The 19828-nt window shown below is 59.9% G+C and carries 24 protein-coding genes; 17 read left to right on the forward strand and 7 right to left on the reverse strand.

Features of this window, described 5'->3' with window-relative positions:
* Positions 1–27: 27 nt before the first annotated feature.
* The 4 genes from L3X40_RS05935 to L3X40_RS05950 form a co-directional block, all read right to left on the reverse strand.
* Positions 28–705: a flagellar hook assembly protein FlgD gene (locus tag L3X40_RS05935; RefSeq protein WP_237364842.1), complete on the reverse strand. Its 678-nt coding sequence runs from the start codon at positions 703–705 to the stop codon at positions 28–30.
* The gene (gene flgC, locus L3X40_RS05940) at positions 702–1094 is read right to left on the reverse strand and encodes a flagellar basal body rod protein FlgC (protein ID WP_237364843.1); all 393 of its coding nucleotides are present in this window, start codon (positions 1092–1094) and stop codon (positions 702–704) included. The genes L3X40_RS05935 and flgC overlap by 4 nt, the downstream gene beginning before the upstream one ends.
* Before the next feature lie 17 nt (positions 1095–1111).
* Entirely contained in the window at positions 1112–1468 is a 357-nt protein-coding gene (gene flgB / locus L3X40_RS05945) for a flagellar basal body rod protein FlgB (RefSeq protein ID WP_237364844.1), read from the reverse strand.
* Positions 1469–1555: 87 nt separating this feature from the next.
* Positions 1556–1912: a hypothetical protein gene (locus L3X40_RS05950; RefSeq protein ID WP_237364900.1), complete on the reverse strand. Its 357-nt coding sequence runs from the start codon at positions 1910–1912 to the stop codon at positions 1556–1558.
* Between L3X40_RS05950 and L3X40_RS05955 the strand changes: the two genes are divergently transcribed.
* The 9 genes from L3X40_RS05955 to L3X40_RS05995 all read left to right on the forward strand — a co-directional run bounded on the left by L3X40_RS05955 (position 1895) and on the right by L3X40_RS05995 (position 8965).
* On the forward strand, positions 1895–2410 hold the full coding sequence (locus L3X40_RS05955) for a MotA/TolQ/ExbB proton channel family protein (protein ID WP_338331130.1): 516 nt from the start codon (positions 1895–1897) through the stop codon (positions 2408–2410). The genes L3X40_RS05950 and L3X40_RS05955 overlap by 18 nt on opposite strands.
* Positions 2407–2892 carry a flagellar motor protein MotB gene (locus L3X40_RS05960; protein WP_237364845.1) on the forward strand — a complete coding sequence of 162 codons (486 nt, stop codon included), beginning with the start codon at positions 2407–2409 and terminating at the stop codon, positions 2890–2892. The genes L3X40_RS05955 and L3X40_RS05960 overlap by 4 nt, the downstream gene beginning before the upstream one ends.
* 58 nt (positions 2893–2950) lie before the next feature.
* Positions 2951–3451 (forward strand): flagella basal body P-ring formation protein FlgA, encoded by a 501-nt coding sequence (locus L3X40_RS05965; RefSeq protein ID WP_237364846.1) that lies wholly within the window; start codon positions 2951–2953, stop codon positions 3449–3451.
* Between the two features lie 53 nt (positions 3452–3504).
* Entirely contained in the window at positions 3505–3789 is a 285-nt protein-coding gene (flgM, locus tag L3X40_RS05970; RefSeq protein WP_237364847.1) for a flagellar biosynthesis anti-sigma factor FlgM, read from the forward strand.
* A 1-nt stretch (position 3790) separates the two neighbouring features.
* Positions 3791–4093 (forward strand): hypothetical protein, encoded by a 303-nt coding sequence (locus L3X40_RS05975; protein ID WP_237364848.1) that lies wholly within the window; start codon positions 3791–3793, stop codon positions 4091–4093.
* 112 nt (positions 4094–4205) lie between these two features.
* On the forward strand, positions 4206–5021 hold the full coding sequence (locus L3X40_RS05980) for a lytic transglycosylase domain-containing protein (RefSeq protein ID WP_237364849.1): 816 nt from the start codon (positions 4206–4208) through the stop codon (positions 5019–5021).
* Positions 5022–5028: 7 nt separating this feature from the next.
* The gene (flhA, locus tag L3X40_RS05985) at positions 5029–7155 is read left to right on the forward strand and encodes a flagellar biosynthesis protein FlhA (RefSeq protein ID WP_237364850.1); all 2127 of its coding nucleotides are present in this window, start codon (positions 5029–5031) and stop codon (positions 7153–7155) included.
* Positions 7156–7179: 24 nt separating this feature from the next.
* Positions 7180–7911: a sigma-70 family RNA polymerase sigma factor gene (locus tag L3X40_RS05990; protein ID WP_237364898.1), complete on the forward strand. Its 732-nt coding sequence runs from the start codon at positions 7180–7182 to the stop codon at positions 7909–7911.
* A 133-nt stretch (positions 7912–8044) separates the two neighbouring features.
* Entirely contained in the window at positions 8045–8965 is a 921-nt protein-coding gene (locus tag L3X40_RS05995) for a cation diffusion facilitator family transporter (protein WP_237364851.1), read from the forward strand.
* A gap of 16 nt (positions 8966–8981) precedes the next feature.
* Here L3X40_RS05995 and L3X40_RS06000 read toward each other — a convergent pair whose 3' ends face one another.
* From L3X40_RS06000 to L3X40_RS06010, 3 genes are all read right to left on the reverse strand, one after another.
* Entirely contained in the window at positions 8982–9212 is a 231-nt protein-coding gene (locus L3X40_RS06000) for a hypothetical protein (protein WP_237364852.1), read from the reverse strand.
* A gap of 206 nt (positions 9213–9418) precedes the next feature.
* Positions 9419–10234: a flagellin N-terminal helical domain-containing protein gene (locus tag L3X40_RS06005; protein WP_237364853.1), complete on the reverse strand. Its 816-nt coding sequence runs from the start codon at positions 10232–10234 to the stop codon at positions 9419–9421.
* A gap of 79 nt (positions 10235–10313) precedes the next feature.
* A complete protein-coding gene (locus tag L3X40_RS06010; protein WP_237364854.1) occupies positions 10314–11129 on the reverse strand; it encodes a flagellin N-terminal helical domain-containing protein in 816 nt (271 codons plus the stop codon).
* Positions 11130–11483: 354 nt separating this feature from the next.
* Here L3X40_RS06010 and L3X40_RS06015 point away from each other — a divergent pair, with 354 nt between their 5' ends.
* The 8 genes from L3X40_RS06015 to L3X40_RS06050 are packed head-to-tail and all read left to right on the forward strand — an operon-like array spanning position 11484 to position 19794.
* On the forward strand, positions 11484–12767 hold the full coding sequence (locus tag L3X40_RS06015) for a sigma-54 interaction domain-containing protein (protein ID WP_237364855.1): 1284 nt from the start codon (positions 11484–11486) through the stop codon (positions 12765–12767).
* Between the two features lie 13 nt (positions 12768–12780).
* Positions 12781–13134: a flagellar hook-basal body complex protein FliE gene (fliE, locus tag L3X40_RS06020; protein WP_237364856.1), complete on the forward strand. Its 354-nt coding sequence runs from the start codon at positions 12781–12783 to the stop codon at positions 13132–13134.
* A 1-nt stretch (position 13135) separates the two neighbouring features.
* Positions 13136–14854, forward strand: coding sequence for a flagellar basal-body MS-ring/collar protein FliF (fliF, locus tag L3X40_RS06025; RefSeq protein ID WP_237364857.1), 1719 nt, complete (start codon positions 13136–13138; stop codon positions 14852–14854).
* Positions 14847–15866, forward strand: a complete 1020-nt coding sequence (gene fliG / locus L3X40_RS06030) for a flagellar motor switch protein FliG (RefSeq protein ID WP_237364858.1) — start codon at positions 14847–14849, stop codon at positions 15864–15866. The genes fliF and fliG overlap by 8 nt, the downstream gene beginning before the upstream one ends.
* Positions 15859–16506, forward strand: coding sequence for a FliH/SctL family protein (locus tag L3X40_RS06035; RefSeq protein WP_237364859.1), 648 nt, complete (start codon positions 15859–15861; stop codon positions 16504–16506). The genes fliG and L3X40_RS06035 overlap by 8 nt, the downstream gene beginning before the upstream one ends.
* The gene (locus tag L3X40_RS06040; RefSeq protein ID WP_237364860.1) at positions 16503–17834 is read left to right on the forward strand and encodes a FliI/YscN family ATPase; all 1332 of its coding nucleotides are present in this window, start codon (positions 16503–16505) and stop codon (positions 17832–17834) included. The genes L3X40_RS06035 and L3X40_RS06040 overlap by 4 nt, the downstream gene beginning before the upstream one ends.
* On the forward strand, positions 17831–18256 hold the full coding sequence (locus tag L3X40_RS06045) for a hypothetical protein (protein ID WP_237364861.1): 426 nt from the start codon (positions 17831–17833) through the stop codon (positions 18254–18256). The genes L3X40_RS06040 and L3X40_RS06045 overlap by 4 nt, the downstream gene beginning before the upstream one ends.
* Positions 18256–19794, forward strand: a complete 1539-nt coding sequence (locus L3X40_RS06050; protein WP_237364862.1) for a flagellar hook-length control protein FliK — start codon at positions 18256–18258, stop codon at positions 19792–19794. Before L3X40_RS06045 ends, L3X40_RS06050 begins: the two co-directional genes overlap by 1 nt.
* Positions 19795–19828: the final 34 nt, after the last annotated feature.

Raw genomic sequence — 19828 nt, forward strand, 5'->3', positions numbered from 1 at the left:
TGATGCTACTCCTTCTTGAAAACAGGTTCAGCTGAGCCGTTTGGCATCGCTGGGGGAAAATTGGCCGATGGCGGTGATGAGTTTGGCCGAACTGGCATCGGCGGGAGATTGCACACCCGCAATGGCAGCCCAGGTCGACATGGAAGAGGTCGTGCCGCCGTTTACGACTACCTGCAGCGCCTGACTGTCGATGGTGTTGCCGTTGGCGTCCTTGCCGTCCCAGTAAAAGGGAACCGTGTCGCCCTTGGATTTCGCACCAATGTCGAAGCTCTTGACGATATTGCCGTTGGCGTCGGTCAGATCGATCGAAAGCGCGTCTGTGTCCTGCGCCAGCGTCACTTCGCCACCATAGACGCCATAGCGGTCGGGTGTGGCGATATCGCTGTTGACCAGCATCGACATGCCGATCCAGTTAGCCGCATCGGATATACGCGAACCCGAAAGACTGCTCGACAGGCTGCCAATCGAGTTGGAGATGTTGGAGAGCGAGGCATTCATTTCGGAAATGCCCGCAACTTGAGAGAATTGCGCCATTTGAGCGACCATCTGCGTATTATCCATAGGAGAAAAGGGGTCCTGCATCTTGAGCTGCGCTGTCATCAGCGTGAGGAAGCTGGATTGATCCATGACGTTCGACCCCTTGGCATTGGTGGTCGATGTGCTCGACGCCAGGGTGGAAACATAGTCATTGGCGATTGTCGTCATTTGCCCATCCTTATGGTGTCGAGCATCAGAGATTTTGCGGTCTGGAGGACCTGCACATTATTCTGGTACTGACGTGCGGTTTCGATCATCTCGACCATTTCGGCGCTGCTATCGACGCCGGCTTCCCATACGTCGCCATTGGCGTCGGCAAGAGGGTGGCCGGGGTCATGGCGCTTGACCGGCGCGGTGTCGGACTGAACGACCTTGTCCACCTTTACAGTGGCGATGCCCGGACCGTCGGTTATGGTCTGGAACACCGGCTTGATAGCGCGATAGGCGGTTTTTTCGTCGCCCGTTATCGTGCCGGCATTCGCCATATTGGATGCCGTGGCATTCAGGCGCACGAGCTGTGCCGACATGGCGCGTCCGGCGATATCGAATATGTTCATGGGGTTTGCCATTGCGGTCATTCTCCCTTCAGCGCGCGTGTGATCGTCGCCATGCGGCCTTCCAGAAAGGCCAGCGTGGTGCGGTACTGCACGGCGTTTTCGGCAAAGAGCGTCTGTTCGGTCGAAAGCTCGACAGTGTTGCCGTCCAGCGAGGATTGCAGCGGCACACGATAGCCCATTGCGCCATCGGCGGCCTGATCGGCGCTGACGCCCCGCTGGGTCGCGACGGCGAGCGCCTTGTCAAAGTCGATGTCGCGCGCTTTATAATGGGGGGTCGCTGCATTGGCGATGTTGGAGGCGAGCAGGCTCAGGCGTTGCGAACGCAGCGCCAGCGCCTTTCCGTGCACTCCAAACAGACTATCTTCCAACGCCATTACGGCCTCCGTTAAAAGTTCCACCGCCGCTGCCGTTCTGATGGGTGAAGGCGATGCGACCGGCTTAAAAAGCTCACTCAGGTTCCCTTACGCAAAGGCTGTGCCAATTTGATGCGGCTCATTGCAAAAGTGGCATAAGAGACGTTTTTCCGTGGGTTTTGGCGCAGGCGGCAAAGCAGACGGCAAATTTTTGCCGTCCGGCGGCAATGGCTTGCCGCCTCTTGCCGGATGGAGTGGAAAGTGGCTGAATTGCTCGATTTCCTTGGGAATATTTTTAATCCCATTGCCTTTGCTCTGGTCCTTGCCGGTTCTCTGCTCGTCGCCATGCTTCAGGTGGGTCGCGAAAATTTTTTCCGTCTTCCCGCCGCCTTCCGCCCGCTCTTTCGCGCGCACCCGCGTGCGGACCGTGATGCGGCACGTCATGCCATGCGGCAGGTCGAACATGTCACCCATTTGAAGGGCCTTGCCTGTGCCGATCGGGTGGAAACCACGGGTCGTTTTCTGCGGCAGGCGATCGATGAACTTGCCAACGCACCCAGCGCGGGACATTTTCAGCGTTGGGCAGCACAGGATCTCGCCAGCCGGTCAGAACGGCATGATGCGGCGATCAAGAGCTGGCTTGCCATTGCCGACGCCGCGCCTGCACTTGGCATGGCGGGCACGATTTTTGGTCTTGTCCGCATGTTCGCCGCGATGGACGATCCCGCCACCATCGGCCCTGCAATGGCGATGGCGTTGCTGACGACGCTATATGGCGTGGTGCTGGCGAATATGGTCGCTGGCCCCATTGCCGCACGCCTTGCCCTGCTTTCCGAAATGGAGATCGCGTGGCAGCGTGAACTGACCGGGCATATGCTGGACGTGGCGTGTCAGGAAATGACCCGACCGCGTCAACAGGACGTCGCCCCGATGCGTCAAAATGCCGTCAGGCATGCTGCATGACCACGGTTCGCCGCGCACGATGGGCGATCAGTTTTGCTGATCTATGTCTTTTGCTGCTGGGTTTTTTCGTGCTGTTGCAAGCCAGCGGACAGAGGCCGGATCAGGTCGTCTCGCAGGTTTCCCAATATTTCGGGGGGCAGGCTGAGGGTCGTCGGATCGATATGCTCGCAGCCGATTTATTTGAACCGGGAGAGGCAATGCTGACGGATCGCGGCCGAACATTGCTGAAGAAAATTGGTGCGCAACACATTCATAACAAAGATATTATCCAGATTTCTTCGGCTGGTCAGGATGCAGGCAGTCGTCGTTTGGATGGCTGGGAACTGGCTGCTGCTCGTCTGGCGGCCATCGCCCGCGCGTTCCGTGAAGCGGGCGTTCCCGACAGCCGGATGCGCCTTCGCGGCCTGGATGAACAGGCACAGGTGGTCGGCGGTCAACACATATTGATCTGGCAAGAGGAAGAGCGCAAAGCGAAAGATTGAGCTCCCTTGGCACATTAATTGCATACTTATTGCGGAATGCAATGCCGAGGAGAATTTTGTGCGTAAAGCAATATCTGCGGGTCTGACGCTGCTCGCCCTGACAACCGTGCCGGCCACGGCGCAACGTTTTGAGGATCTGAACGGCCTCGACGCGCTGGTGGCGGCAAGGCTGGGCGCCGGGGTGGGGCAGTCGGGCGGACCGGCCGCTCCCATCGACCGGCGGCTGAAACTGGCTGCCTGTCCTGATACACCAACGATCGAAGGGCCTGTCATGGGCGCGGCCGTCGTCCGCTGCGATGCAATCGGCTGGCGGATTCGCGTGCCATTGCGGGCGGGAGCAACGCCCGCTGCGACACAAGGGACGGCCATTCTCGTCAAAAAGGGCGATCCGGTGCAACTGGTCGCGGGTGGAGCGAGCTTTTCCGTTTCGACCATGATGATTGCCGACGAGGACGGGGCGCGAGGCGACATGATCCGGGTCCGGGCCGACCGGAGATCCGATCCGGTTTTGGCGCGGGTCGTTGAAATGGACGTGGTCAGCGTACCAGGATTTAATTAATTCTTACTTCTGCCGTTATCAGGCGGGAGCGGGGCGAACAAAGGAACATTATCATGGTTGATTCCATAGGTCAGGCAAGGACGTCAGCGCTGAATTCCATCAAATTGCGTGAAAGCGCCAAGGGGCAGTCGGCATCGTCGACCGGCCTTGGCGATGGAACGTCGAAAACTGGCGCGGCACACAATCCCGCCGCGCGCATGGCCGCGCAGGGCGCGCCTGTCGATGCTGCGCGCATTGCCGAAATCAAGGTGGCGATCGCCAATGGCGATTATCCGGTCGATCCCGAAAAAATCGCGGAAAAGATGATGGATCTCGACTTACCCGGCAAAGAGGGCTGATATGACTATTCCCGCATTGGACCGTCTCGGAAACGGATTTTCCGATCTTCTCGATGTGCTCGACAGCGATGATATTGCGCGCATGGAGGCTGTGCTTGCCGACGTGCGTGGGGCGCTGGAAGAAGTGCGTTCACATGGGGCATGGCGGGATACACACGAAGTGACCGGCCGTATCCGTGAAATCATGCCGCTGGTCGAAGCGGCACGGGTCCGTGTCAACTTCCTGACGGACATGACGCGGGAGCGCGTCGATCTGTTGGCAGTTCATAGCGGAAGCATGGATCTGACCACCTATAAACCCTGATTTTCCTTGGGCGTTTGCCCATTTTGCAATTGGCACGAAAATTGCTTTTCAAGTCCCTGAGAAATCGGGGACTTTTTTTATGGTTCGTCCCCGATCCGTTTTGGGGATTTGTATGTCGGCCTTCCGGGACATGAATATATCAGGGGCAGAGCGCGGTAGCCGCGTCACCAATGCTATTGCCATGGCCAGTCGGCGGACAGGGGTGGATTTTAATTATCTGTTCAACCAGGCAAAGATTGAAAGCAGTCTGAATCCCGATGCTCGGGCCAGCACATCCAGCGCGACCGGCCTGTATCAGTTCATTGACCAAAGCTGGCTGGGCGTCATCAACGACCATGGTGAAGAACATGGCTTGGGTTGGGCATCCAGCGCCATCGGCAAGAGCAGTAACGGTCGCTATTATGTCAGCGATCCGGCGGTCCGCCAGCAAATCCTGGACCTTCGCACCCACCCCGAAATCGCGTCCGTCATGGCGGCTGAACATGCCGCCGACAATCAGGCGACGCTTGAAGGCCAGCTTAGCCGCGAAGTCACCTCCACCGATCTCTATCTCGCCCATTTTCTGGGTGTTGGCGGCGCTGCGAAATTCCTGCGCGCCCACGATCAAAATCCCGGTGCATCTGCCGCATCAGTCATGCCTGCGGCTGCGGCGGCCAATCGTTGGGTTTTTTATGATCGCAACGGTGCACCGCGCAGTCTTGCCGAAGTACGCCAGCGCTTTGCCGAAAAACTGGGTGGGGAGGGCGATGTCTTGCCCTCATCGCGCGGATCAGGATTGCCCGCTCTGGCCGAAAACAAGCAGGTTCAGCCTGCCGACTATGTCCGGATTGAAACGGCGCGGCTTGAAAACCGGACCTATCCGACGACCGCGCCGCAGCCAGACACGGCGCGGCTTGCCTATTTGATGCTTGCGACTTTTGGAAGGTAAGCGCCTGATGACACGCACTCAAGTGAACGGAAAATTGTGGGTTGGCGCGGCGAAGGGCGCAATCCTGCCGATGGCGACGCTGATGCTCGTCATGTTCATGGTCGTGCCTATTCCCGCTTTGGTCCTCGACATCGGTTTCATCACCAACATCATGATTTCGCTTGCGGTTTTGATGGTGGCTTTGAATGCGGCCAAGCCGCTGGATTTTTCCAGTTTTCCAACAGTTCTGCTGTTCGCGACGCTGTTGCGGCTGGCCCTGAACGTCGCATCGACCCGCGTGGTGCTGGTCGATGGGCATAATGGACCGGGCGCGGCGGGGCATGTCATCGAGGCATTCGGCAATTTCCTGATCGGCGGCGATTATGTCGTCGGCATTTTCGTCTTCGCCATTTTGATGATCATCAATCTGGTGGTCATAACCAAGGGCGCGGGTCGGGTATCGGAAGTGTCGGCCCGTTTCACCCTGGACGCCTTGCCGGGCAAGCAGATGGCGATCGACGCCGACCTGAACGCCGGTCTTGTCACCCCGGAAGAGGCGAAGGCGCGGCGTCAGGAAGTCGCCACAGAGGCGGATTTCTACGGCTCGATGGACGGCGCTTCCAAATTTGTGAAGGGCGATGCGGTCGCGGGCGTGCTGATCCTTGTGATCAATATTCTGGGCGGCATCATCCTTGGCACTGTCAGTCATGGCCTGTCATTGGGTGAGGCAGCGGAGGCCTATGTTTTGCTGGCCATCGGCGATGCCTTGGTGGCGCAGGTGCCCGCATTGCTGCTTTCCATTGCGGCGGCAGGGATCGTCACGCGCGTCAATTCGCCGCTCGATCTTTCAGGTCAAATCACCAGCCAGTTCGGATCAAGCAAGGCATGGACGCCTGTGGCGGGCATTCTCACCATCATGGGCCTGTTGCCCGGCATGCCGCACATGATCATCCTGCCGGCCGCCGGTGTCGCGGGCTTTGCCGCCTGGCGGTTGCGCCATGGCCCAGCTGCAACGGATGAGGCCGCGGTTGAAGAAACGCAGCCCGAAAATCCGGCACAGATCAACTGGGACGACGTATCCGACGGCGCGACGCTTGGCCTTGAAATCGGCTATGGCCTGATCGGCCTGGTTGATGAACGCAAGGGTGCGCCATTGATGGCGCGCATCACCGGCATCCGTCGTCAATTGTCCCGTGAGCTGGGCTTTGTCGTGCCCATGGTGCGGGTGAAGGACAATCTGGCGCTGGAACCCAATTGCTATCGCATCACCATAGCCGGCGTCATCGTCGGTGAGGATGAGATCTGGCCAGAGGATTTGCTGGCGCTCGACAGCGGCGATCTGGAAAACGAAATTCCCGGACGCAAGGCAAAAGACCCGACCTTCGGTCTGGACGCAGTCTGGATTCCGAAGGACAAGCGCAGCGAAGCGGTGGTGGCGGGTTATACCGTTGTCGATCCGCCAACCGTGGTGGCGACGCATCTCAACCATCTGATCACACTGAATGCATCGCAGATGTTTGGCCTTGATGAAGCCCGCAAGCTGCTCGACGCGCTGAAGGAAAAGGCGCCCCAGCTTGCCGAGGGCCTGACGCCCAACCCGCTTTCGCTCGCCGCCATTGCCGCTGCCTGTCGCTCGCTGCTGTCCGAGGGCGTGCCGTTGAAGGATTTCCGCCGCATTTGCGAGGCAATGATCGATGTTGCCGGACCCGATGTCAGTCCCGACCAACTGGTTGAGGGCGTGCGTCAGCGTATCGGGTCGCTCATCATTCAGAACCTCGTGCCGGTGAAGATGCCGCTGCCCGTCATCACGCTTGATGGTGATCTGGAAGCCATGCTGGCGCAGGCAATGCGTATTTCAGGCGCGGCGCAGCATCCGATTGAGCCTGCTCTGGCCAACCGCATTGTCGAGGCGGTCATGCATTCGGCCCGCCCGATCATGGGGCAGGCACGCAGTTTTGCAATCGTGACTTCGCCAGTTGCAAGGCGGGCACTGGCCCGTCTGTTCAAACCGCATTTGCCCGAAACACCGGTGCTGTCCTTCCTGGAAATCCCGGACAGCAAGCCGGTCGAAGTCGTCGCCGTCGTCGGGGGAGAGGCTTCGGCCACCCGACGCGAAAACAAGGCGCAGTCATTCTCACCTGAAAAAACAAACTGAAGTCGGGGGACGTAAACGATGATTATGCAAGACATAAAGGCACAGGAAACCGGACTCACTTATGGTCGCCGCGCCACAGCGGTGACGCCCGAAGCGCTGGCCCGTAAATATATGCCATTGGTGCGCAAAATCGGTTGGCACGTTCATGGCCGCGTTTCGAACGCCATCGACATAGAGGATTTGCTGCAGATCGGCATGGTTGCTCTGGTCGAGGCGGCGAACAGTTTTGAAGATCGCGGCTTTGGTTTTGCCAGCTATGCCCAGATGCGCATTCGCGGCGCGATGATCGACCACTTGCGGCGTCACGCCACGATCTGCCGATCGGCCATGGCGCGCCGCAAGCAATTGTCCGCTGCGCGCGGCAGGTTGGAACAACGGCTGGGCCGCATACCGACCGATGCGGAAATGTCCACAGAGATGGGGCTGGCGCCCGCCGAATATCGCCAGATCGTCGATAGCAGCGAAATCGCCCAGCATCAGAGCATGGACGAAGTCTATTCCGATCAGAATATGTGGTTTGCCGATGTCGAGGACCGCGCCGATGACGTGCTGGAACGCGAAGGCCTGAAAGGGGCGATAGCGGAAGGCATTGGCCAGTTGCCCGAGCGCGAGGCAATGGTGTTGCAACTCTACTTCGTTGAGGAAATGAATCTGGAGGAAATTGGCCAGACGCTAGACATCGGCGCGGCCCGGGTGTGCCAGATCAAGAAAGCCGCCCTTGCAAAATTGCGCGGCATGTTGAGCGAATGGGACTAACTCTCTTCCCTTCGTTTCCCGAATTGATTGACTTGGCCCCGGTTTTCCGGGGTCTTTTTTGTCGGTTCATGTCCTAGCATTACCTGCGCCCCGGCTGATACACGTACAGCAATGCAATTTATTGGTCGGGATAATGTACGGACATCATAACCACGGACCGCAAGGCCACAGCCACGCCCCTGCCGATTTCGGGCGGGCATTTGCTATTGGTATCATTCTGAATATCAGCTTTGTCGCGGTTGAGACCGTTTACGGCCTGATGGCGGGATCAATGGCGCTATTGGCCGATGCCGGACATAATCTTTCGGATGTGTTGGGTCTTGTCATTGCCTGGGCGGGGGTCGGCCTGGCCAAGCGGAGGCCGTCGCGACGCTTTACTTATGGACTGCGCGGGTCAACGATCCTTTCTGCGCTATTCAATGGCCTGCTGTTGCTCGTCGCGGTCGGGGCTATTGCTTATGGAGCCATTGGTCGGCTGGGTGCGCCGCAGCCCGTGGCGGGTGGCACGGTGATCGTGGTCGCTGGCATCGGCATCGTCATCAACACTGCGACTGCCTTGCTGTTCGTGCGAGGCCGCAAAGGCGACCTTAATATTCGCGGGGCATTCCTCCATATGGCCGCGGATGCCGCTGTGTCGCTGGGCGTGGTCGTTGGCGCTCTGGCAATGATAGCGACGGGCGCATACTGGATCGACCCGGTCATAAGCCTTGTCATCGCGGCCATCATCCTTTGGAATACCTGGGGTTTGCTGATGAGTTCGATAAAGATGTCACTTGCCGCGGTTCCACCGGGCATAGATCCTGAAGCGGTGGAAGCATCGTTGGTCGCGCTTCCCGGCGTGACGCATGTTCACGATCTGCACATCTGGCCAATGAGCACGACCCAAACGCTTTTGACAGTGCATCTGGTGATGCCCGATGGCCATCCAGGCGACGCTTTCCTGTTCGATGTGCAGAACCGGCTGGCCCATGACTTTCATATTGATCATGCGACGATTCAGATCGAACTCAGCGACGCGGGGGATTGCCAGTTGCATCCGGCGTGCGACGTCTGAGCAAATCTCTCTAGGGTCAGGACCCATGAATTGCGAGGTCGAGATGGAGACGGGAAAGGCCATTGGAAGGGAGGGCGTGCAGCCAGCTATCGGTGATAGCTGGCAATCGGTCGACCGCGCCAATGGTCTTTCCCGTCCCACCCCGAAGGGGCATGATTGTCCGGGCGCTGTGGTTCGTCGAACCGCTCAACCGGGCAATAGTGCCCGCTTCTCGCGCCTCTCCTCCCACAGCATCCCGGACAATCATGTCTCGATCCTCGTAATTCATGGGTCCTGGCCCTAAACGTGCGAAAGCCCCCGCCCTCTGCAAAGGACGGGGACTCGCGCGGATACCCCTTTCGGGGATTGGAAGACCCCCGGGACGTTGGGGACACAAGGCGCCCCGGGGGTCATTTGATCGGCAAAGGTGGACCAATACCTCAGTCGATCAAGTCTGTTTTCTTCAACCGATCCTTAGCGGATCAGGCTGAGTACACCCTGCTGGCTCTGGTTGGCCTGTGCCAACATTGCCGTGGAGGCCTGGCTCAGGATCTGTGACTTCGCCATTTCGGTCGTTTCCGACGAGAAATCGACGTCTTCGATCCGCGAGCGGGCTTCGGTCAGGTTGGTCGCCTGCGATGTCAGGTTGGTGATGGCCGAGGCCAGTCGATTCTGCGAAGCACCCAGGCTTGCACGGCTTTCGCTGATCGTGCCGATCGCGGTGTCGAGCAGCCCAAGGGCGGTCGTTGCGCCGGCCTGGGTTGACAGATCGACGGCAGCGATCGCGAGGGTGGCGGTCGTGGAGTCGGTCAAAGTGATGTCGATCGTCTGGCCGGAAGCTGAACCTGCCTGAATGGTGACAGTTGCCTGCGAACCATCGAGCAGATTGACGCCGTTGAACGAGGTGTTCGCTGCAATGTCGTCGATCTGGGCAAGAAGTTCGGTGGATTCGGTGTTGATCGAAGTGCGATCATCGGTGGACAAGGTGCCGTTGGCAGACTGGACGGCCAGTTCGCGAACGCGCTGTACCAGGTTGCTGATTTCACCCATGGCGCTGTCGGCGGTCTGGGCCAGTGAGATACCGTCGTTGGCGTTGCGAACTGCCTGCTGCATGCCCTTGATCTGGGCTGTCATTTTGCTGGCGATGGCAAGACCTGCGGCGTCGTCGGCTGCGCCATTGATGCGCTTACCTGTGGAAAGGCGCTCCATGGATTTCTGCAAACCCATCGATGCGCTGGAGGATGCGGTACCCGCACGGATTGCGGCGACATTGGTTCCAATTACAGTCATATCTAACTTCCTTCTTCATGGTGTAATGTCCCCGCAATTTTGGTGCTGGACCGGGTCACGGCCCAGCACCGGTCGGTAATTATTGGATAAGTTTCAGGACGCCCTGCTGGCTTTGATTGGCCTGGGCCAGCATGGCGGTCGACGCCTGGTTGAGAATCTGCGCCTTTGCGAGCGCAGTCGTCTCCGCCGAAAAGTCGACGTCTTCAATCCGCGACCTGGCTTCCGTCAGGTTGGTCATCGTGGATTGCAGATTGTTGATGGCCGATTCCAGGCGGTTCTGCGAAGCGCCCAGACCGGCTCGGTTTTCGTTGATCGTAGTGATTGCGGTGTCGAGTGTCGTCAGGGCGGCGGTCGCACCGGCCTGTGTCGTCATGTCAATGCCGCCAACGGCGAGCGCCGTCGTGTCCGCACTGGCCAAGGTAATGTTGATGGTCTGACCGGCACTTGCACCCGACTGGATGCTGACAGTGCCCTGCGAGCCGTCAAGCAGGTTGACGCCATTGAAAGAGGTGTTCGCCGCAATGTCGTCAATCTGGGCCAGCAATTCGGTGGCTTCGGTCTGGATGGACGTGCGATCATCGGTGGACATGGTGCCGTTGGCCGACTGGACGGACAATTCACGCAGCCGCTGTACCAGGTTGCTGATTTCACCCATCGCGCTGTCGGCGGTCTGGGCCAGCGATATGCCGTCATTCGCGTTGCGGATGGCAACGGTCATGCCCTTGATCTGCGACGTCATCTTGCTGGCGATCGCCATGCCTGCGGCGTCGTCCTTGGCGCTGTTGATGCGCTTGCCGGTCGACAGACGCTCCAGCGACATGGCGAGCGATATTTCCGCCCGGTTCGCGGCGCTGGCTGAGCGCATTGCAGATACGTTGGTTCCAATAACAGTCATTTCAAAATTCCTTCCGCGCTAAAAACAAGAGATCGCTGGTTTGATTGCAGTCCGTTGCGGTCTCGATTGGGAATAACGGCGGGCGTCAGAGGAACTTTAAATGCGCGTCAAAAAAATGTCGGAGGGGCGGTCAGTTCGTCAAAGTGCTGACGCGCACGCGTCAGGCGAGCGTCGCGCCCGCGTCAGGCGAGCGTCGCGCCCGCGTATGGTGGCCAGGAAAAACGCCGAATTTTGTGCATTGAGGAGACCTCTGAAACTGGCACGAACATTGCTTAATTACCTTGGTTAGTCTTCTCCGGTGAGGTTCGCCGGGAAGGCGGGCGGGGGGTCCGCCAGAAAATTGTGGGGGCATTGATGCAGCACGTTGAGCTGAGCGCGATAGTCAATGATCAAATTCCGACGCTGGCGCCCTGGTTGAAGGGAGCCTTTTTCAATGTGGCTGTCTTTTCAGGAACGCCGCAGCCCGATCGCAAGGTCGTGCGGATATTGGCGTCTGACGAAATCGCATCGGCCACCCATCGCGACATATTGGTAGAGTGGGGTGATGGCGAACCGCAGCTTGTTCGGGCGCGGTCCGGCATGCCTGCCCGGATAAGGTTCAGCTTTGGTGACGCGGCGTTGGGCCATGCGCTGATTGCTGAACTGATCCGCCCAGCCTCGCACCCTGCCGTTGGCGAACCCGAGAGTGCGCGGTTGATGCAAATCGCCACGCGGATCGCGCAAAGTGACGCGACGGTGCTCATTCAGGGGGACACGGGCACGGGCAAGGAAGGAATGGCCCGCTTCGTCCATGCCAGCAGCAACCGGGCGGACAAGGATTTCATCGCCGTCAATTGCGCCGCTCTACCTGAATCGATGATGGAGGCCATGCTCTTTGGTCATCGCAAGGGTGCGTTCACCGGCGCGTCGGCTTCGTCAGACGGTCTGTTTCAGGCAGCCGATGGCGGCACATTGTTTCTTGACGAAATTGCCGAACTGCCGCTTGCCCTTCAGGCCAAGTTGCTTCGCGCGCTTCAGGAAGGCGAAGTGCTGCCCGTTGGTGCGACCCATGCCGTGCCTGTCAACGTCCGCGTCATTGCCGCCGGCAACCGCGACCTTGCCGCGCTGTGCGATCAGGGCGGGTTCCGGTCTGACCTGTACTGGCGCCTGAATGTGATGCCGCTCAATCTGAAACCGCTTGCCGAACGCCGGCAGGACGTGCGTGCTATCACTGCGGCTTTGCTGTTGCGCCAGCAGGCCGGTGACGCTTCGTTTGTGTGGCCCACGGCGCGGGCGCTGGAAAAGCTGATGACGCATCGCTGGCCGGGCAATGCCCGTGAACTGGCCAATGTGTTGCAACGTGCGCTTGTCCTGCGGGACGGCGAGCGGATCGAGGCGGACGACCTTCACTTTGCTGGCGCACCAGTTCCTGCAAGCGAACCGGCTGCGGTTCCGGCACAGGTACATCAGGCCCCGGCGTTCTGGTCATCGGAGGCTGCAACACTGCAAGATGTGGCGCGTGCGTCGGCATTCGACCGGATTCGGACCGTCCTTGACGAAGTGAACGGCCACCGCGCCCATGCGGCACGCAAGCTGGGCATTTCCGAACGGACCTTGCGCTACCGCCTCGCGGAAATCCGCGAGCGGGCGGCGGCATGACGGGAGCTGAGCGATGACAGGCATCAACACCAACAGCGTGATGGCGATGCGCGCCGCCATCCTGCAACAGAACAGCGCGCTTCGGGAAGCATCGTCGGCGGGTAACGCCGCTGCTCCGCCAGTGTCCGGCACGTCCGGCGCGGGTTCAACGGATTTCGGCGCGGCAATGAAATCCGCGCTTAATGAAGTGAATGCGCTGCAAGGCACGTCGTCGGCTGCGGCTGCGGCCTATGAACGCGGGGAAACTACCGACATCGCGTCGGTGATGCTTGCCAAGCAGCAAGCGTCGATCGGGTTCGAAGCGACGTTGCAGGTCAGGAACAAGCTCCTGTCCGCCTACAAGGATATCATGAGTATGCCGGTGTAATATGAGCGAAACCAGTCTGACCATCGATAACCCGCCCACGCCCAGCCGTGGTCTTCCAGCCCTTTCGTCGATTGGCGGCAGCGGCGGCTTTGACAGCATACGTGCCCGCTTTGTCGAGTTTTTCGGCCAGCCGGCCATTGCAAAAAGCTTGCCCATGTTCGGCATGATGGCCGTTGTCGGCCTGGCCGCGCTTGCCTGGCTTTCACTGCGCGAACCGCCGCAGCGCGACCTGTTCCGGGGGCTGCCCGATAGTGACAAGGCCGCCGTTGCACAGGTACTGGATTCATCGGGGATAACCTATGACCTGAATGATGCGACCGGCGCGCTCACGGTTTCGGAAGATGATTATCACAAGGCGAAGATAATGCTTGCCGCGCAGGGCCTGCCCAAAAGCGCGCCTGACGGCAACAGCATGATCGACTCCCTGCCCATGGGCGCCAGTCGCGCGGTGGAAGGCGAGAAACTGCGTTCCGCCCGTGAACTGGATCTTGCCCGAACGATAGAGGCGATCGATGCCGTGCAAAGCGCACGCGTCCATCTGGCCGTTGAACAGCCCAGCATCTTCCTGCGCGACAAGGTAAAACCCGCCGCGTCGGTCATGCTGCGTCTGGCCAATGGCCGCGCCCTGTCCGATGCGCAGGTGCAAGCCATCGTCCATCTGGTCGCATCGTCGGTTCCCGGTCTTTCGCCCGACGGTGTATCGGTCGTCGATCAGAACGGCCATCTGCTTTCCAGCCCCGGCGACGCGGGCGGTGCGGCGGAAACCGACCGGCAGATAGCGGTACAGTCGCGAGTTGAAGAGCGCTATCGTCAGGCGGTCATTGCCTTGCTGACACCGATCGTCGGAGCAGACAATTTCAGCACTGAAGTCCATGCGGAACTGGATTTTTCGGAAGAGCAGGCGACGCGCGAATCCTTTCCATCCGACGAAGCTCGCATAAAATCCGAACAGGGTAGCTGGACGGCGGGCAAGGGTGAAGCGCCTGCCTATGGCATTCCCGGCGCGCTTTCCAACCAGCCGCCGCCACCGGCAACGCCCGGCGCACAACCTGCCGATCCTGCTGCTGCGGGCGAGACGGCGGATGGCGCCAAGACTGCCGAAAATTATGTCCGCAATTTTGAACTGGGCCGCGAAGTATCCGTGACCCGCAATGCCACCGGCGCAGTCAAGCGCCTGTCGGTCGCGGTCGCCCTGCGCAATCCCGAAACCGGCAAGCCCCGCGCAGCGCAGGAAATTGCTGCCTTGGAAGCACTCGTCAAGGGCGCGGTCGGCTATGATCAGAGCCGCGGCGATGTCGTCGCCCTTTCCGCACGCAAGTTCGCGGTCACTGATGAAACGGAATTCACCCAAAGCTGGTACGAGGCGAGCTGGGTTTCGATGCTGGTCCGCAATCTGTCGGCGTTGCTTGTGGCTCTGGCGCTGATCTTTGGTATTGGCCGTCCGCTTCTTAAACGCCACGCGGCGATGAAGGAGCAAGCAGTCGGAACGATGGCCGCACGCAAATCTGCTATCGGTGCGGAAATATCGCAGGAAATCCATCGCGCCGCCGCAGCCGATCCCAGCCGCCCGGTCACGCTCGACATGATCTCATCAACGCAGACCTATGCCGAACGTGCGGCGCTGATCCGTAATTTCGTGAAACAGGACCCTGATCGCGCCGCACTGGTCGTCCGTGACCTGCTGCGTGACGCCGATCGCAAGGAGGCAGCCAATGCTTGAGGCAAGCGAACAGAAACGCGCCATGACCGGAAGCGCGGCCGCCGCCGTCCTGTTGATGCTGTTCGAAGAAGACGAGGCGGCGCAAATCCTGTCCCGCCTGGAACCGGATGAAGTGCGGCAACTGGGCTATGCCATGTATGACGTCGCCGATGTCGCGGTGGATGAGGTCAACACGGCCCTCGACCATTTCGTCAGCAAGGCGAAAAGCCGCACGACCGTCGGCTATGGCGCGGGCGAACATATTCGCGGGATGATGCACAAGGCGCTGGGCGCTGACCGGGCCGACAATATGCTGGCCCGCATCACGCCGCCCACGCGGTCGAACAAGCTGGAAATGCTCAAATGGATGCAGGCAAAGGAGGTCGCGCACATTATCGAGCAGGAACATCCCCAGATTATGGCGCTGGTCATCGCCCATCTGGACCCGACCGTGGGTGCCGAAACGCTGCAACTCCTGCCGCTCGATGTGCAGGACGACATTGTTTACCGCATTGCCACGCTTGGCCCGGTGACGACTGATGCCCTGGATGAGCTGGAGGCATTATTGGTGCGTCGTGGCAGCAGTGTGGCGACGGGCGCTTCGTCCCAGCGCGGTGGAACGACCGAAGCAGCAGCGATCATGAACAATGTGCGCAAGGTCAATGAACAGCGGATCATCAAGCAGATCGGCAAGCGCGACAAGGCCATGGCCCAGACCATCGAGGAAGAGATGTTCGTTTTCGATAATCTGATCGAGATGGATGACAAGAATCTGGGCGCGCTGCTGCGTACTATCGAAAACGACATATTGGTTGTGGCACTGAAGGGCTGCAACGAACTGCTCAAATCGAAAATCTTCGGCTGCATGTCCAGCCGTGCGGCACAGGCGATTGCGGACGAGATCGAGGATCGCGGTCCGATCCGCCTCGCCGATGTGATCGATGCGCAGAAACAGGTCATCGCCGCTGCCCGTCGTATGGCGGAATCCGGCGCAATCATGCTTGGCGGCAAGGGAGGCGAAGATTTTGTCTAGTATCTGGCAAGGTGCACAGGCGCAGGCCGCCCGTTTTGGAAGCTGGAGCGATTTGCCGCCGCAAGGCGAGTTTCAGCCGCTCTATGGGCTGGATGAGAGCGGCTTTGCGCCGCGCCTCCACCTGAGCACCGCTAACGGGTTCGAAGAGAATTCCGAACCGCCCGTTTCCATCGAGGCGCTGACAGCCGATGCATTTGCGGAGGGCTTTGAAGAGGGGACGCGGGTCGGTCGTGCTGAACAGGATGCCGATCGCGCCGCGCATTTGCGGCTTTCCCTCGCCCTCGAACAATTGCAGGCGGAATCGAGCGGGGCGCTGTCGGCGCTTCTTTCCACGGCGGTGCTGCGCCTTGTTCGCCAGATCGCAGGTGAAGTGGAAATCGACGCGGATCTGCTGGCAAAGCGGTGTCTGGCCATTGCCGAATGTATCGAACAGGAGGTTGGTCAGCCTGCTCTCCATCTGCATCCTGACGATGTAGCTTTGATGGAAGCAAAAAATCTTCCGGTCCGGCTGGTGCCCGATGCAGAGATGTTGCGTGGCTCGGTCCGGCTCGAAACCGCCGATGGCTGGGTCGAGGATGGTCCCGAAATTCGCTTGTCCCGCCTTCAGGGATTGCTGGACGACATGACGGGGCAGGCATGATCGGTGCAGTGCTGAAACAGGCTGAATCGCTGCTGGAAACCATGCAGGTGGCCAATGCTGGCCCGCGCCATGTCGGGCGGCTGGTTGCGCATGAAGGCGGCATGCTGGAAGTAAGCGGATTCAATCGTCCGATCGGGGCGGGCGCACGCGTTATCGCTGCCGACGGCACTGTCGCGCGGGCTGAAGTGGTCGGTTTTCGTGGCAATCGCGCGCTGCTGGTTCCGCTGGACCTGGATGCGCCACATGAAAATGGGGCGCGTGTCGAACCCGACAGCGCCGCCAACATGGTGCAGGTGGGCGATGCCCTGATGGGCCGCGTTATCGATGCCATGGGCATGCCGCTGGATCGCAAGGGGCCGATCATGGCCAACGCCTATTGGCCGCTCGCGGGTGTTAAAGGCAATGTGCTGGATCGCGGTCGGGTTACCGAACCGTTCGACCTGGGGGTGCGTGCCGTCAATGCATTACTGACCGCCGGGCGGGGCCAGCGCATCGCCATTATTGCAGGATCCGGCGTCGGCAAATCCGTGCTGATGGGCCAGATGATCGCAGGCGCGGAAGCCGATGTGGTCGTCGTCGGCCTGATCGGTGAACGCGGCCGCGAGGTCAGCGACTTTCTGGAAACCAAACTGGAAGGCATGATCCGTTCAAAAAGCGTGGTCGTCGCGGTTCCTGCAGACCATCCGCCGGTCCTACGCCTGCGCGCCGCCGCAAGAGCGACCGCTATTGCCGAATATTACCGTGCGCGCGGCAAGAAAGTACTGCTCCTGATCGACAGTTTGACGCGCTGCGCCCATGCTCAGCGGGAAATCGGTCTGGCATTGGGCGAACCCCCGGCGATGAAGGGTTATCCGCCATCGGCCCTTTCACTGATCCCGCGCCTGGTTGAGCGCGCGGGCGTTGATAGCCGTTCGGGCGGGTCGATCACTGCACTTTATACCGTTCTGGCTGATGGCGATGACACAGACGATCCCATTGTCGATGCAGCCCGCGCGATCGTGGACGGCCATATCGTGCTGTCGCGACAATTGTCGGAACAGAGCATTTTCCCGGCCATCGATGTCGGCAAGTCGCTTAGCCGCGTCATGGCCGATGTGGTGACCAGCGATCATCAAAAGGCCGCATCCGGATTCCGCCGCCTTTGGGCGGCTTACGAGGAAAATCGCGATCTCATCCTGATGGGCGCCTATCGCCCCGGTAATGATCCGGTGATCGACCTTGCCGTCGAGCGGCGCCCTGATCTGCTCGAATTCCTGCGTCAGGATGCCCGCAGCCATATCGATCTGGATACCAGCGTCCATGCATTGCAGGAGGCATTTGGGTTATGAGACAGCTGATCGCCAAGCGCGAACGCATTGTCCGCGCCCGCCGTGTGCAGCATCTGCTCGCCAGCGTCGAAACCGCGCACGCGCAGAATGAAGCGCTTGCCCTGGAAGACAATGCAAAGCGGGTGCATGCTGTTCGCGCCGATCTGTTCGATGTGGGCAAGATCACCTCCGGCGCGGCGCTGGCATCTCATCGCGAACTGGCCGGCAGACTGGAACAGGCCGGACGACAGCTAGATGGCGCGATATATGACGCGCACAAACGTGTGGAACAGCGTGAAGGCGAGCGCCAGCTTGCCAACCGGGATCAGGAAATCGCCGAAAGGCTGAAAGAAAAAGCGGCGCGCGCCGCCGCCGAGCAGATGGAGACCCGGTTGCAATCGCTGCCGCGCCGAAATCGCTCCGTTTCATTGGGAGATGTTTGATGATGGCCAATCTGCCAGCCGTTAAGGATATGGCGGCGAACCCGCTTGCCCTGACCGCCAAGCCGGGAGATCCCGCCGCCGCCGGGGAAGGTGTGGACTTTTCCGCATTGATGGCGAATGCTCAATCCGGGACTGGAGATGCTCCGGTACAGCTATTGACGAACATGGCTGCGCCGTCTGTGCCCATGACTGAGGCTGCGTCGGGTGCGGCAGGGGCTGTCATCGAAGGATCTGTTGTCCCGCCAGTTATCACGGCGCCAGTTGTCACAGAGAATATGACCTCTGTTGGCGATATGGCGACTGGCGAAATGCCCGTTCCGGTTAAGCCCGTTGAGGGCAAGGAAAAGGGGCCGAAGATTCCCAATCCGGCAAAGCTCGCCCAAAGCGCATCGGCCTTGCCCCAGCTTGCCATGGCCATGATGCCGCAGGACATCACCAGTACGAAAACCGCGCCCAAGAGCGATGACGCCATTCAGAGTAAGGATGATGCAGGTATAACCGATACGCCATCGCAGGCGCCTTTCGCTGATGGGTTGGCGTTGCCATTGCTGCAAGGTCTGGAAGTGCCTGTCACGACTGTTGATGGCCAAAAGGCTCCAAAGCAGGTGGCAGCCCATGCGCTGTCGCTGGAAGCATTGCCCCGCAATCTGCAACAGGCCGCCACGCTGCCGGATAATGCCGCCGTGCCAGCACAGCTTCAGGCGCAAGCCCGCATTGATGCCTTTACGCTCGCCGTCGCAACGCCAGAACGTACCGCGGGGCGGGGACTGGAACAGGCGATGGTACAGTCATCGGGTCGCGTTCAGGCGTTGGCGCTGAGGCAGGAGGCTCCGGCCATGAGCCCAATCCTGTCCATGTCAGGTGACAGCCCGGTCGATACAGCCGCCCCCTCCATCCCGGCGGTGGATATGGGTGCCGGTGACGTTGACACACCTGCTCCGGTTGCTGCCCCTGTATCGAGCCTTTCCGGCGTGACACCACCAATGAGCGCCAACCCCATGCCGATGCCGATGGGAATGGCTGCATCGCTTCAGCCTGTGGCGGTCGTCGCAGACACGGGGGCCATGTTGGGTGACCAGGTTATCGATATGGGCGTCGATGGGCAGTGGATCGATCGTATGGCCAAGGAAATTTCGGATATTGCAGCGGGCACGGGGCGTGCGTCATTCAGCCTGAACCCGGAAAATCTGGGGCGGCTGAAAGTCGATATCATGCAAGGTGATACCGGCGCCAATGTTCGTCTGACTGCTGAGACCGACGCCGCCGTCGCCATGCTTCATCAGGGGCGCCATCAATTGCAACAGGATGCGCGGTTACAAGCGGTGCGTATCCATGATGTGCAGGTCGAACGAGGCAATGAATCCTCTTTTTCCGCGCGCGGGCAATCCATGGGGCAGGATCAGGCCGGTCATCAGGACCAATCGCAGGCCTTTCATAAAAAACCTTTGATCCAGGCCGTTTCCACTATGGCGAATGGGCAGGAACAGGACCGGGCCCTTGTGGCGCGCGCATCCAGCCAGCGGGCACGTTATGCCTGATGGAGCAATGACGGTTCGCCTGACAGCCAGTGAA

It is taken from the genome of Rhizorhapis sp. SPR117 (assembly GCF_021742065.1).